Here is a 13,570-nt window from a genome sequence, read left to right on the forward strand (position 1 = left end):
GATTTTTTCAAAAGAAAAAAGCGGATGGGCTTCCATCCGCTTTTTTGCATCTTCCCCGCCGGACTGCGCAAACTGATAGGGAAGAAGCGGCCGCCGCGGCTGCAGGGACTGCGACGGCTGTTTTTTCCAAGCAAAAAAGGGGGAATGACCGGTGGAGAACATTACAGAGAAAGAGCTGTCCGGCATTGAGGACAGCCTGACTATGGAGCAAAACCTCATTGCCAAGTACCAGATGTACGCCTCGATCTGCGCCGACCCGCAGGTGAAGAGCAAGTGCGAGCAGATGGCCGCCAAGCACCAGAACCACTTTGACAAGCTGCTCTCCTGCCTGTAGGGCAGGCAGGGAAAGGGGAACGGAAGATGAACAACATGATGGATGACAAGTCGATTTTGACCGACATGCTGAGCTCGCAAAAACAGATCACCGGCATCTACAACACCTTTGCCGACGAGTGCGCCACCAAGCAGATGAAGGGCGTGATGATGGACATCCTCGCCGAGGAGCACCAGATCCAGATGGAGGTCTTCGAGGAGATGCAGAAGCGGGGCTGGTACCAGGCCCCCGCCGCCCAGGCCGACAAGGTCAACCAGGCCAAGCAGAAGTTCACCAAGGAAAACGCCCAGTGCAACGCCGAGTGCGAGCACGAAATCAAAATCGACACCGCCCGCTAAAGCCACCCGCACCGCAGAAGAGCTGCCGCCGAGAGAATCGGCGGCAGCTCTTTTTGGGCTCAGAAGGCAAGGTGGCGGAGAGGTCTGTTGCCCACCCACGAGGGGGGCGACTAGCTTCGACGAGACTGACCGCTGTGTCTGCCCAATTTCAATCCACGCACCCACATGAGGTGCGACCCAGATAGCCACACTGGTCGGCGCACCAAGATACATTTCAACCCACGCCCCCGCACAGGGCGCAACTACAGCGTCCGCAACATCATGCTAATACAAGCCCAATTTCAACCCACGCCCCTGCACGGGGTGCGACCAAATTATGAAAGAAATTCACGCCATCGCCATGATTTCAACCCACGCCCCCGTACGGGGTGCGACGACCAGACCGAAGGGTCTAGTCCTTCGTGCAAGCATTTCAACCCACGCCCCCGCACAGGGTGCAACGGCAAACTTGTATAAAAGCGAATACCTGTTTTCCCCTTTACTATATCTTTTGTACAGACCCTTGTCAATCTTCTCGCAATTTCTTTTGCCGCCCATCCTTTTTCGCCTATTTTGTCAGTGCAGACCTGCCGGGAAATCCCTGCGGGCTTGCCATTCGCACTGCATTGAACGCAGATCCTTTCTCTCTGTTTTCTCCAAAAGGCCATTGCTTGCAAGGGCTCGCGTTGGCGGTGGAAGCGCAGTGGCGAAAATGGCCCTCTGTCTGGGGCGACAAAAAGCCGCCCCGGCGCTGTCCAGCGCGTCAAGGCGGCCATAAAAAGCGGCTCTTTTTATTTGACCAGCGTCACGTCCAAATGGGGGTAGGCGATGGGGATGCCCTCCCTGTCAAAGGTGCGCTTGATTTCCTCCAGCAGGTCGTATTTCAGGGGGAAGACCTTCGCCGGTTCGGTCCAGACCCGCACGGCGATCTCCAGGGCGCTGTCCCCGAACTCCGACAGCCGGATCAGGGGGGCGGGCTCCTTGTAGCTGTCCGGGTGGGCGTAGACGATCCCCTTGAGCAGCTCGATGGCCCGCTCAAAGTCGGCCTCGTAGGGGATGGGGACCACCAAGTCCAGGCGGCGGCTCTCCTCGCTGGAGGCGTTGATGATTTTGGAGCTGGTCACCTGGCCGTTGGGGATGTAGATGCCCCGGTTGTCGATGGTCAGCAGCTTGGTGTAGACCACCCCGATCTCCAGCACCGTGCCCGAGGTGCCGTCGAGATCGACAAAGTCCCCCACCCCAAAGGGCTTGGTGATGAGGATCTGCAGCCCCCCGGCCACATCGGTCAGGCTGTCCTTCACCGCCAGGGAGACGGCGATGCCGGCCACGCTGAAAATGGCCAAAAAGCTCGACAGTTCGATGCCCAGGGAGCTGCCGGCGGTGAAGAGCACCAGGAACCAGAGGACGATTTTGAGGACAGAGGAGAAAAACTTGTAGGCGCTGGGGGAGAGGTTGCGGCGCTTGACCACCCGGTCCACCAGCCGCAGGATCACCTTGATGGCGATATAGCCCACCAGCAGGATGAGGGCGGCTTTGGCCAGCGAGGGCAGCATACTTAAAAACCAGTTCCAGACCCCCTCCAGGGTGAGGCCCTGGGGGATTTCCGGCAGATTGACGGCGGAAGATGTGTCCATAGCGGGGTCCCTCCTAACACAGACGGTTTTGACGATTTCACCCTATCACATTTTGCGCAAAAAGGCAATCGCCGCCCTGCCCGGCGGAGAGGGGGGAGGGGAGTTGGACGAGTTTGACAAAACAAAGACAACTTCTCCGTTAAAAAATCGGCAGTCATTTGTTAAAAAAATATTCACTCCGAATTGAAATAGACAGGCCCTTGGGGTATAATGTATTCGATTGGAATTTTCACAAAATGAATATAGAAAAGGAGATCGCGATATGGACTTTGCAATTCTGGTCACCATTACCGGCATGGTCGTGGTTTTTGCGGCCCTCATCTTTTTGACCTTCTGCATCTGGCTGATGGGCAAACTGTTGAGCAGCTTCACCAAGCCGAAGCAGCCCGCCGCCCCCAAAACCGAGGCCAAGCCCGCCGCTCCCGCCCCCAAGGCGCCCGCTCCGGTGGCAAACGCCACCGCCGGCATCCCGGGCGAGGTCGTGGCAGCCATTTCCGCCGCAGTTGCCAGCATGATGGGTGGCAAGCCCTTTGCCGTGCGCAGCATCAAGCGCAAAAAGCAGACCCGTCCCGCCTGGGGCGCCGCCGGCATTGTGGAAAACACCCGCCCCTTCTAAATCCCGTAACCGAAACAGAAAGGAAATGAAGCCATGATTCAACAAGCTTTGGACGCCATTGGCGGCATCCTCACGTCGTCCGGCTTTGCCAACTGCAGTTGGCAGAACCTGGTCATGATCGCCATTGCCTGTGTGCTGATTTATCTGGCCATCGGCCGCGGGTTCGAGCCGCTGCTGCTGCTCCCCATCGCCTTCGGCATGCTGCTTGCCAACATCCCGGTCGCCAACCTCAACTCCTACGCGGCCCCCTACATAGACCCAGTGACCGGCAAGGAGATGGCCGGCAGCCTGATCTACTACCTCTATCAGGGCGTGAAACTGGGCATCTACCCGCCGCTCATCTTCCTGGGCATCGGCTGTATGACCGACTTCGGTCCCCTCATCGCCAACCCCAAGAGCTTCCTGCTGGGCGCTGCCGCCCAGGGCGGTATCTTCTTCACCTTCATCGGCGCCACCATGCTGGGCTTTACCCCGCAGGAGGCCGGCTCCATCGGCATCATCGGCGGCGCGGACGGCCCGACCGCCATCTTCGTCACCAGTAAGCTGGCCCCCGACCTGTTGGGCGCCATCGCCATCGCGGCCTACTCCTACATGGCCTTGGTCCCCATCATCCAGCCGCCCATCATGAAGCTGCTCACCACCAAGAAAGAGCGCGCGGTGGTGATGGAGACCCTGCGGCCGGTCTCGAAGATCGAGAAGATCGTCTTCCCCATCATGGTCACCCTCATCGTCTCCTTCCTGGTGCCGGATGCCGCCCCGCTGGTCGGCATGCTGATGCTGGGCAACCTGATGCGGGAGAGCGGCGTGGTCGAGCGCCTCTCCAAGACCGCCCAGAACGAGCTGATGAACATCATCACCATCTTCCTGGGGGTCACCGTCGGCGCCACCGCCACGGCCGAGCGGTTCCTCGACCCCAAGACCCTCAAGATCATCGCCCTGGGCCTCATCGCCTTCTGTGTCGGCACCGCCTGCGGCGTGCTGCTGGGCAAGCTGATGTACGTCCTGAGCAAGGGCAAGATCAACCCCCTCATCGGCTCGGCCGGTGTCTCGGCTGTGCCCATGGCCGCCCGCGTCTCCCAGAAGGTCGGCCAGAAAGAGAACCCCGCCAACTTCCTGCTGATGCACGCCATGGGCCCCAACGTGGCCGGCGTCATCGGTTCGGCGGTCGCGGCCGGTGTCCTCATCAACATCTGCAAATAGCCATTTCGCGGCGATCTCCCCTGCACTTAAAAGAGCGCCCGAAGCCTTGTGCTTCGGGCGCTCTTTCTCTCTGTGCCGCCGCCTGAAAGGGAAGGGCCTTTTACCGCATGGACACCGCGACCAGCGCCACCCCCAGGGCAAACAGCCCGCACAGGTAAAAGACCACCACCAAAAAGGTCTTTTTCTCCTTCACCGCGCGCCACCCGGCCACAAAGCTGATGACGCTCAACAGCCCCAAGATCACCGGCATCCACAGGTCCATGGCCAGCACCCGCGCCAGGCAGAGGGCGGAGAGAACCAGCACCAGCACCGCCAAGATCAGCTGTATGAGACTTTCCCTTTTCACGGTGAAACACATCCTTTTCGGCCGGCGGCAGCCCCGGGGAGAGAGACGACAAACCGCCCTTTTTTTCTATTATACGACCAATTTCGCCATCTGTCCACGCCGTCGAAAGAAGAGACGTGACATCCAATTTGCGGGCTGAAAATCGGCGCTTTTTCTTTTATTGGATGGGGAGATGTGGTACAATAGGGGAGAAAACGCGGCCCCCCATCGGCGGCGGCCGCCCCGCGCCCCGCCCCCTTCCGTCGGCGTCGGCGCGCCTTCCCATCACACCCGCAAGGAGATTTTTATGACAGACTACCAGTCCCAATTCTTGACCCTGCGCAAGCAGTATATCGACTACCGCTTCCGGGGTCTCAACGAGATGCAGAAGAGGGCCGCCCTCACCACCGAGGGCCCCATCCTGATCCTGGCCGGCGCCGGCAGCGGCAAGACCACCGTGCTGGTCAACCGGGTGGCCAACCTGGTGGCCTTCGGCCAGGCCTACCACAGCGACAAGGTCTATGGCACCCCCACCGAGGAGGACATCCTCAACCTGGAGAGCGCCATCCAAAACGGGGACGAGATCCCCGCCGAGACCTTCCGCAAGCTCTCGGTGAACGCCCCCCGGCCCTGGAACATCCTCGCCATCACCTTTACCAACAAGGCCGCCGGCGAGCTCAAAGACCGGCTGATCGCCATGATCGGGGAGGAGGCCAGCGACATCCAGGCCAGCACCTTTCACTCGGCCTGTGTGCGGATCCTGCGCCGGGGCATCGACCGGCTGGGCTTTACCTCCAACTTCACCATCTACGACCAGGACGACGCCCTGCGGCTGCTCAAGACCATCTTGAAGGAGATGCAGGTCGACGACAAGATGTTCCCCCCCAAGGCGATGCTGCACAACCTGGGCCGCCTCAAGGACAGCATGGTGGACTGGGAGGAGTACGCCGCGCAGGAGCACCCCGACTACAAGCTCCGCGTCACCGCCCAGGTGTACAAGCGCTACCAGGACGCCCTCAAGCGGGCCAACGCCGTGGACTTTGACGACATCATCTACCACACGGTGCGGCTGTTCCAGCAAAACCCCGACGTGCTGGAGTACTACCAGCAGCGCTACCGCTACATACTGGTGGACGAGTACCAGGACACCAACCGGGTGCAGTTTGAGCTGGTGAGCATGCTGGCCAGGGGGCACCAAAACCTCTGCGTGGTGGGGGACGACGACCAGTCCATCTACAAGTTCCGGGGCGCCACCATCGAGAACATCCTCAACTTTGAGGGCACCTTCCCCGGGGCCGAGGTGATCCGGCTGGAGCAGAACTACCGCTCCACCCAGAACATCCTCGACGCGGCCAACAGCGTCATCGCCAACAACACCGCCCGCAAGGGCAAAAACCTCTGGACCGACAAGGGCGACGGGGCAAAAATTATCGACTACACCGCCCGGGACGAGTTCGGCGAGGCCGAGTTCATCGGCGACACGGTGGTGAAAAACGTCTCCGAGGGGCGATACCGCTACGGCGACCACGCCATCCTCTACCGGATGAACGCCCAGTCCAACGCCATTGAAAAATATTTCGCCAGGGCGGGGGTACCCTATAAAATAATCGGCGGCCTGCGCTTTTACGACCGCAAGGAGATCCGGGACCTGGTCGCCTATCTGAGCGTCCTCAACAACCCCTCCGACGCCATCCGCCTCAAGCGGATCATCAACGAGCCCAAGCGGGGCATCGGCGAGGCCACCGTGGCCAAGGCCGAGCAGATCGCCGCCGGGCTGGGCCTCAGCCTCTACGAGGTGCTGCGGGAGGCGGAGAGCTACCCCGCCCTCTCCGGCAAGAAAAAGGCCATCGCCGCCTTTACCCAGGTGATGGACGAGCTGATCGCCGCCAGGGAGAGCGAGAAGATGTCGGAGCTGACCCTGCGCCTTTTGGAGGAGACCGGCTACGCCGCCTCCCTGCGGGCCCAGGGCTTTGAGGGGGAGACCCGGCTGGAGAACATCGAGGAGTTCGTCTCCAACGTGGTCCGCTACGAGCAGACCGCCGAGGAGCCCAGCTTGCAGGAGTTTTTGGAGGAGATCGCCCTCATCACCGACATCGACAACTTCGACCGGGAGGCCGACAGCGTGGTGCTGATGACCATGCACGCCGCCAAAGGGCTGGAGTTCCCCAACGTCTTCATCGCCGGGATGGAGGACGGCATCTTCCCCGGGCGGCAGTCCCTCTACTCCCCCGAGGAGCTGGAGGAGGAGCGCCGGCTGTGCTACGTGGGCATCACCCGCGCCAAGGAGAACCTCTACCTGCTGCACACCCGGCAGCGGATGCTCTTCGGCCAGACCCAGCGCAACCAGCCCAGCCGCTTTTTGCAGGAGATCCCCGAGGAGTATGTGGAGCACGAGGGGGCGGAGGAACTGCCCAGCGGCCTCTTCGGCGGGGGCGCCGCCAAGCAGGTGGGCCACTTCCGGGCCCAGAACAACCTGGGGCTGGGGGCGCAGACCGGCCGCCCCGCCACAGCCGGGGGCGGCAATACCTACCAGGCCGACGACCTGGTCTCCCACAAGGTGTTCGGCCGGGGTCGGGTGCTGCGCACCACCCCCATGGGGGGCGACACCCTGCTGGAGATCGCCTTTGAGGGCGCGGGGGTGAAGAAGATCATGGCGAATTTCGCCAAATTGGAAAAACTGTGAGGAGGTCTTGCCGGTGAGCGGCAAACTGTTTGTCATCGAAGGGCTCGACGGCAGCGGCAAGGGCACCCAGACGGAGCTTTTGACCCGGCGGCTGCAGGGGGAGGGGCGGGCGGTGCGAAAGCTCTCCTTCCCCCGGTACGGGGACCCGGCCGCCGGGGCCCTGACCGAGTACCTGCACGGCAGCTACGGCCAAAAGCCGGAGGACGTCAACGCCTACGCCGCCTCCACCTTTTTCGCCGTGGACCGCTACGCCAGCTTTCGCCAGGACTGGCGGGCGGCCTATCTGGCCGGGAGCTTGATCCTCTGCGACCGCTACACCACCTCCAACGCCGTCCACCAGACGGCCAAGCTCCCGCGGGGGGAGTGGGACGGCTTTCTCGACTGGCTCTACGACTTTGAGTTCGGCAAGTTGGGCATCCCCCGCCCGGCGGCGGTCTTCTACCTGGACATGCCGCCCGAGGCCTCGCAGAAGCTGATGGACAAGCGCTACGCCGCCAGCGGCGAGAAGGACATCCACGAACAGGACCTGGCCTACCTCAACCACTGCCGCCAGGCCGCCCTCTACTGCTGCCAGAAGCTGGGGTGGACGGTCATCGACTGCGCCCGGGGGGGCGTTCCCCGCCCGGTGGAGGAGATCGGCGAAGAGCTGCGCGGCGCGGTCGAGGCCGCCCTGTGACCAAAAAAGGAGTTAAAAATTGTATGTTGTCATTTAAAACGCCGGAGATCGAAGACCGAAAATGGGTCCAGCCCCTGCTGGACCAGAGCCAGTACACCAGCGATGAGTACACCTTCAGCAACATGTTCATGTGGTGGGAGGGGTACGGCATCCAGTTCACCGAGTACGAGGGGATGTTTCTCGCCCGCAGTGTGGAGGGGGAGACGGTCAACTACATGTTCCCCGCCGGCGCGGTGGACGTGGGGGTGTGGTACGCGGCCTGCAAGGCCGACGCCGACGCCCTCGGCAAACAGCTGGTCATCAGCGGCGCGGGCCCCAAACAGGCGGCGCTGCTCACCGGCCATTTCGGCGACCGGGTGCGGTTGGAGTACAACCGGGACTTCTACGACTACGTCTACTTACAGGAGAAGTTGGCCACCCTCTCGGGGAAAAAGTACCACTCCAAGCGCAACCACATCTCCTACTTCGAGCAAAATTACAACTGGCGTTTTGAGATCATCGACGAGGACAACATGGCCGACTGCCTGGCCATGAACGAGGAGTGGTGCCGCGAGAACGGCTGCACCCAGAGCGAGAGCCTGCAGATCGAGTACTGCGCGGTGAAAAAGGCCTTTGCCCACTGGGACGAGCTGGGCCTCTTCGGCGGGCTGATCCGGGTGGACGACCGGGTGGTGGCCTACAGCTTCGGCCACGCCCTCAACGACACCATGGTGGACGTGCACGTGGAGAAGGCCTTCTCCGACTACCGGGGGGCCTACCCCATCATCAACCGAGAGTTCGCCCGCAACCTCTGCGGGGGCTACACCTACATCAACCGGGAGGAGGACCTGGGCGAGGAGGGGCTGCGCAAGGCCAAGCTCTCCTACCACCCCGAGTGCATGGTGGAGAAGTTCATCGCCCGGGTGGCGGACTGATGCTCCGCCTGGCGGGGCCGGGGGACTTCGCGTCCCTCTGTGCGATCTGGCGGGCGGGCTTTGGCGACGGGGAGGAGTACGTCCGCCTCTTTTGGCAAAATTGGCGGGAGAGCTGCCGCCCCTACCTCTGGCAGGACGAGGCGGGCCCCGCCGCCGCCCTCTTCCTGCTGCCGGTGGAGTACCGCCGGGGCGGTGAGCGGGTCCCCCTCTGGTACCTCTACGCGGCGGCCACCCTGCCCCAGCGGCAGGGGGAGGGGATCATGTCCCGGATGCTGGAGGAGGTCTACCGCCGGGAGACCGGCGGGCGGGCGGGCATCGCCCTGGTGCCGGGGGAGCCCTCCCTCTTCTCCTTCTACGGGGCCCGCGGCTACCGGGAGTGGGGCGGCCTGCGGCGGCTGACGGTGGCGCGGGGCGAGTGCCCGGGGGCGGGCTGCCCCCTGACCCCCCTCTCGCCGGAGGCGCTGGCAGACCGGCGGGAGGCGGCCTTTCTGGCCGGCGGCTACCTGGCCCACGGCCCGGCGGGCCTTCGCCACGCGGTGGCCGACTGCCGCTTCTGGGGGGGCGACGCCCTGGGCTTTGCCGGCGGGCACCTGCTCTACCAGAGAGACGGGGAGGAGCTGGCCGTCAAGGAGCTGGCCGCCCCCGACGACGGGAGCGCCCTTGCCGCCCTCGCCGCCCTGTTCGCCCGGACGGGGGCCGCCCGGGCCCGGCTGGCGCTGCCGGTTTACTCCCCCCTCTTTGCCGGCCGGGGGGAGGTCGGGCGCTTTGCCCAACTGCGGCCGGCGCCCAGCGCCCCCGACTGGCTGTTGGGGGCAAAAACAGAGAGCTGTTACGCCGGTCTCCTCTACGACTGACCGGCGGGGAAACGCCCCCTTTGAGGGGGCGAGAATGGAGTTTTCGCGCGATGATAGCAGTATTTTTGGCAGAGGGATTTGAACAGACCGAGGCCCTGGCCCCGGTGGACGCCCTGCGGCGCGCCAAGAAAGAGGTGCGGACCGTGGGCATCGGCGGCCGGGAGATCACCAGCTCCCACGGGGTGACGGTGCGCTGCGACCTGGCCGACAGCGAATTTGCGCCGGGGGCGGAGCTGGAGATGATCGTCCTCCCCGGCGGGCTGCCCGGCACCCTCAATTTGGAGAAGAGCCCGGTGGTGCAGGGGGCGATCGACTTCTGCCTGGAGCGGGAGATCCCCATCGCCGCCATCTGCGCCGCCCCCTCGATTTTGGGGCACCGGGGGCTGCTGGACGGCCGCCGGGCCACCGCCAACCCCGGTTTTCAGGACCAGCTGGGGAAGGCCGTCTGCACCGGCGAGGCCGTCTGCCAAGACGGCCGCTTCACCACCGGCCGGGGCGCCGGGGTGGCGGTGGAGTTCGGCCTGGCGCTGGTGGAGCAGCTCTGCGGCAGAGAGGCCATGGAGGCGGTCAAGGCCTCTATGGCGATTTAAATGGCCGAGAAGGCGGTCTCGAAAAAGGAGGCCAGGGAGAGAGCCCGCAGTTACCGCCAGGGGCTGCGGCCCGGGCCCAAAAACAAGATGGACACCGCCATTGCCCGGGGCTTTTTCGAGGGGGCGGGCGGGGACGAACGGGGCGCCGCCCTCTACTATTCCCTCCCGCAGGAGGTGGACACCCGGCGGATCATGCGCCGGCTGTTGGCCGAGGGAAAGCGGGTCTACCTGCCCCAGACCAGCCCCGCGGGGAAGATGCGGATGGTCCGCTTTGAGGGGTCGCGGCAGCTGGCCAAAGGCCCCTACGGCATCCTGGAACCCACCGGCTCCACCGTGTTGGACAAGCGGATGGCGCTGCCCATCCTGGTGCCCGGGCTGGCCTTTGACCGCCGGGGCCACCGGGTGGGCTACGGCGGGGGCTACTACGACCGATACCTGAAGAACTACCCCGGGCTCAAGGTCGGCCTGTGCTACGAGGCCTGCCTGCTGGACGAGATCGAGGTTGATCCCTGGGATCAGCCGGTGGACATCCTCCTCACCGAGAGGGGAGAGTACGCGGCAAAGCGATAGCCGCCCGATAGGAGAAAGCACATGGAACACCTGAACAAGCAAACCGCCGGAAAGAAGAAAAAGACCCTGCTGATCGTGGCAATCGTCCTGGCAGCGCTGCTGCTCATCGCCGGGGGGCTGGGCCTCTACGCCGCGTCGGAGATCGGCGGCTGGGGGGGCGACGACAGCCAACTGGTGACGGTGACGGTGGAGAAGGGGGCCTCGACGGCGGCCATCGCCTCGGCCCTCAAGGAGGAGGGGGTCATCGGCAGCAAGACCCTCTTTCGCCTCTACTCCAAGTTGAGCGGGGGCGACGGCACCTACCAGTTCGGCAACCACGAGCTGCCCAAAAAGGCGGCCTATAAAGACGTCATCGCCGCCCTCCAGCAGACGGCGATCAACGAGAACGTGGCCACCGTCACCATCCCCGAGGGGTACAGCCTGCCCCAGATCGCCGCCGCCCTGGAAGAGGCGGGGGTCTGTGACGGCGACGCCTTTTTGCAGGCCCTGCAGACCGGCCGGTTCGAGGGCTCCTTCGAGGCGGAGGTGAGCGACTCCCCCCTGAAGATCTTGAAGATGGAGGGCTACTGCTTCCCCGACACCTACCAGTTTGAAAAGGGGAGCGACCCGGCCGCCGTGGCCCAGACCATGCTCGCCCACTTCGACAGCCAGATCACCGCCGAGATGCGGGCGCGGATGGACGAGTTGGGGATGAGCTTGGAGGAGACGGTGACCCTGGCCTCCATCATCCAGAAGGAGTCCTTCACCAACGAGGACATGAAGCAGGTCTCCGGGGTGTTTCACAACCGGATGGCCGCCGGCAGCAGCCTGCCCATGCTCCAGTCGGACGTGACCATCGTCTTTTTGCGGGCCTATGACGCCTACGGCATCCCCTATACCGAGGAGCAGTCGGAGGCCTACAACACCTACACGGTCACCGGCCTGCCCATCGGCCCGGTGGCCTGCCCGGGCAAGGCCGCCCTGGAAGCCGCCCTCTGGCCGGCCAGCCACGACTACTACTACTTTGTCACCGACGCCGACAACAACTACCTCTACGCCAAGACCTTCCCCGAGCACGAGAAGAACGTGGCCCAGGCCGACGCGACCCGGGGGAAGTAGGCGGTGCTGAAAAAACCGGAACTGCTGGCCCCCGCCGGGGATGAGGAGCGGCTGGAGGCCGCCCTCCTCTACGGGGCGGACGCCGTCTACCTGGGCGGCCAGCGCTTTGGCATGCGGGCCGGGCCGGAGAACTTCTCCCCCGACGGGCTGCGGCGGGCGGTAGCCCTGGCCCACCAAAAGGGGGTCAAGGTCTACCTGACCTGCAACACCCTCCCCCGGCAGGGGGAGCTGGCCGCCCTGCCCGCCTTTCTGGCCGAGGCGGCGGAGGCCGGGGTGGACGCCTTCATCGTCGCCGACCTGGGGGTGATGGAGGCCGCCCGGCAGGCGGCGCCCCAGGTGGCGCTGCACGTCTCCACCCAGTTGGGGGTGGTCAATGCGGCCACCGCCACCGCCCTCTATAAAATGGGGGCCAGCCGGGTGGTGCTGGCCCGGGAGCTCTCGCTGGAGGAGATCGCCTCCATCCGCCGGGAGACCCCGCCCCAGCTGGAACTGGAGGCCTTTGTCCACGGGGCCATGTGCATGTCGGTGTCCGGGCGGTGCCTCCTCTCCCAGTACCTGGCCGGCCGGGACCCCAACCGGGGGGACTGCGCCCAGCCCTGCCGCTGGCGCTACCGGCTGGAGGAGGAGAGCGCCCCCGGCGTCTACCACGAGATCGGGGAGATCCCCGGCCAGGGGAGCTACCTCCTCAACGCCGGCGACCTGCGGATGATCGAGCACATCGGCGCGCTGGCGGCCGCCGGGGTGGGCAGCTTCAAGATCGAGGGGCGGGCCAAGTCGGTCTACTACGCGGCGGCCGTCACCAACGCCTACCGCATCGCCATCGACCGCTGGGCCGCCGCGCCGGACGAGCCCTGCCCCGACTGGCTGGTGGGGGAGACCGAGGCGGTGAGCCACCGGCCCTACACCACCGGCTTCTACTTCGGCCAGCCCCGCCAGTTCACCGAGAGCGGGCAGTACCTGCAGAGCTGCCAGGTGGCGGCGGTGGCCGAGCGCTGGGCGGACGGCCGCCTATGGTGCCGGATGAAAAACCGGCTGCGGGAGGGGGAGGAGCTGGAACTCCTCCTCCCCGGCCGGGCCCCGCTGGCCCTGCCGGTGGCCGACCTGCGCGACGGCGCGGGGGAGCCCATCCGCGAGGCCATCCACCCCCACATGGCCTTCTCCCTGCGCTGCGAGGAGCCCGCCCCCAGGGGGGCGATCCTCCGCCGGCGGCTGGAAGGGGCCCTTCACCGATAGGATAGAGAGGAGAAAAAGAGATGAAACGGACGGCTTGGCGGCTATTTTTGCTGGCCGGCCCCCTGCTCTTGCTGGGCAGTATGTGGGGGGTACAGCGGGTGCAGCAGACCTATCTCGAGACCATGGGCGCGCGATATGGGGCCGCCGTGGCGGGAACGCTGCTCTGGCTCTCCCTGGCGGCGGCCCTCACCTTTTTGCAGGTGCTGGCGGCCACGGGCTACGGGCGGCTGCGGGGGGAGCGGGCCTGGGTGCAGTTCCCCCTTTTGGGCTGGTCGCCGGCTTTCTTCCTCTGGTGCAACTGCCGCTGGCTGCCCCTGCCGCCCCCCCTTACCCTGCCCCTCTACACGAGCCCCGTCCCCTTCGTCCTCTGTCTGGTCTCGGCGCTGGCCTCCCTCTGGGGGCTGGCCGCGGCCCTGCTGGCGCGGCGGCCCGGGGGCGGGAAGTCGGATACATAAAAGAGAAAGCGCTGTGAGAAACCGTTTCTCACAGCGCTTTTTTTGCGGTGTCCGCGCCCCCGTGTTGCCGG

The 13,570-nt window shown here is 64.6% G+C and carries 15 protein-coding genes; 13 read left to right on the plus strand and 2 right to left on the minus strand.

Going from position 1 to position 13,570, the window contains the following annotated elements:
* Window positions 1–151 precede the first annotated feature (151 nt).
* Together KQI11_RS10390 and KQI11_RS10395 are read left to right on the plus strand one after the other, a co-directional pair.
* Complete coding sequence (locus KQI11_RS10390; RefSeq protein WP_021661495.1) at window positions 152–334, plus strand: ferritin family protein; 183 nt, start codon at window positions 152–154, stop codon at window positions 332–334.
* 26 nt (window positions 335–360) lie between these two features.
* Window positions 361–672 (plus strand): spore coat protein, encoded by a 312-nt coding sequence (locus KQI11_RS10395; protein WP_185916563.1) that lies wholly within the window; start codon window positions 361–363, stop codon window positions 670–672.
* Between the two features lie 770 nt (window positions 673–1,442).
* Here the strand turns inward: KQI11_RS10395 and KQI11_RS10400 are convergent.
* Window positions 1,443–2,285, minus strand: a complete 843-nt coding sequence (locus tag KQI11_RS10400) for a mechanosensitive ion channel family protein (RefSeq protein WP_021661492.1) — start codon at window positions 2,283–2,285, stop codon at window positions 1,443–1,445.
* 262 nt (window positions 2,286–2,547) lie between these two features.
* Between KQI11_RS10400 and KQI11_RS10405 the strand changes: the two genes are divergently transcribed.
* Both KQI11_RS10405 and KQI11_RS10410 read left to right on the plus strand, forming a co-directional pair.
* On the plus strand, window positions 2,548–2,901 hold the full coding sequence (locus tag KQI11_RS10405; protein WP_021661490.1) for an OadG family protein: 354 nt from the start codon (window positions 2,548–2,550) through the stop codon (window positions 2,899–2,901).
* A 33-nt stretch (window positions 2,902–2,934) separates the two neighbouring features.
* Window positions 2,935–4,101 (plus strand): sodium ion-translocating decarboxylase subunit beta, encoded by a 1,167-nt coding sequence (locus tag KQI11_RS10410; protein WP_059003963.1) that lies wholly within the window; start codon window positions 2,935–2,937, stop codon window positions 4,099–4,101.
* Window positions 4,102–4,201: 100 nt separating this feature from the next.
* Here KQI11_RS10410 and KQI11_RS10415 read toward each other — a convergent pair whose 3' ends face one another.
* Window positions 4,202–4,447, minus strand: coding sequence for a hypothetical protein (locus KQI11_RS10415; RefSeq protein ID WP_185916566.1), 246 nt, complete (start codon window positions 4,445–4,447; stop codon window positions 4,202–4,204).
* Window positions 4,448–4,733: 286 nt separating this feature from the next.
* On the opposite strand from KQI11_RS10415, the gene KQI11_RS10420 reads away from it, so the two are divergent.
* The 9 genes from KQI11_RS10420 to KQI11_RS10460 are packed head-to-tail and all read left to right on the plus strand — an operon-like array spanning window position 4,734 to window position 13,499.
* Window positions 4,734–7,109: an ATP-dependent helicase gene (locus KQI11_RS10420; protein WP_216402071.1), complete on the plus strand. Its 2,376-nt coding sequence runs from the start codon at window positions 4,734–4,736 to the stop codon at window positions 7,107–7,109.
* A gap of 13 nt (window positions 7,110–7,122) precedes the next feature.
* Window positions 7,123–7,785 (plus strand): dTMP kinase, encoded by a 663-nt coding sequence (locus KQI11_RS10425; RefSeq protein ID WP_021661485.1) that lies wholly within the window; start codon window positions 7,123–7,125, stop codon window positions 7,783–7,785.
* A 23-nt stretch (window positions 7,786–7,808) separates the two neighbouring features.
* Window positions 7,809–8,699 (plus strand): DUF2156 domain-containing protein, encoded by an 891-nt coding sequence (locus tag KQI11_RS10430; protein ID WP_185916569.1) that lies wholly within the window; start codon window positions 7,809–7,811, stop codon window positions 8,697–8,699.
* Window positions 8,699–9,553 (plus strand): GNAT family N-acetyltransferase, encoded by an 855-nt coding sequence (locus KQI11_RS10435; RefSeq protein WP_216402072.1) that lies wholly within the window; start codon window positions 8,699–8,701, stop codon window positions 9,551–9,553. Before KQI11_RS10430 ends, KQI11_RS10435 begins: the two co-directional genes overlap by 1 nt.
* 50 nt (window positions 9,554–9,603) lie before the next feature.
* Window positions 9,604–10,143 (plus strand): DJ-1 family glyoxalase III, encoded by a 540-nt coding sequence (locus tag KQI11_RS10440; RefSeq protein ID WP_185916571.1) that lies wholly within the window; start codon window positions 9,604–9,606, stop codon window positions 10,141–10,143.
* Window positions 10,144–10,713 carry a 5-formyltetrahydrofolate cyclo-ligase gene (locus KQI11_RS10445; protein ID WP_185916572.1) on the plus strand — a complete coding sequence of 190 codons (570 nt, stop codon included), beginning with the start codon at window positions 10,144–10,146 and terminating at the stop codon, window positions 10,711–10,713.
* 21 nt (window positions 10,714–10,734) lie between these two features.
* Window positions 10,735–11,811 carry an endolytic transglycosylase MltG gene (gene mltG / locus KQI11_RS10450; RefSeq protein WP_216402073.1) on the plus strand — a complete coding sequence of 359 codons (1,077 nt, stop codon included), beginning with the start codon at window positions 10,735–10,737 and terminating at the stop codon, window positions 11,809–11,811.
* 3 nt (window positions 11,812–11,814) lie between these two features.
* Window positions 11,815–13,044 (plus strand): peptidase U32 family protein, encoded by a 1,230-nt coding sequence (locus KQI11_RS10455; protein WP_353653969.1) that lies wholly within the window; start codon window positions 11,815–11,817, stop codon window positions 13,042–13,044.
* A 20-nt stretch (window positions 13,045–13,064) separates the two neighbouring features.
* The gene (locus KQI11_RS10460) at window positions 13,065–13,499 is read left to right on the plus strand and encodes a hypothetical protein (RefSeq protein ID WP_216402074.1); all 435 of its coding nucleotides are present in this window, start codon (window positions 13,065–13,067) and stop codon (window positions 13,497–13,499) included.
* Window positions 13,500–13,570 lie beyond the last annotated feature (71 nt).

Origin of the sequence: Acetanaerobacterium sp. MSJ-12 (assembly GCF_018917875.1) — a bacterium.
Lineage (GTDB): Bacteria > Bacillota > Clostridia > Oscillospirales > Ruminococcaceae > Bittarella > Bittarella massiliensis.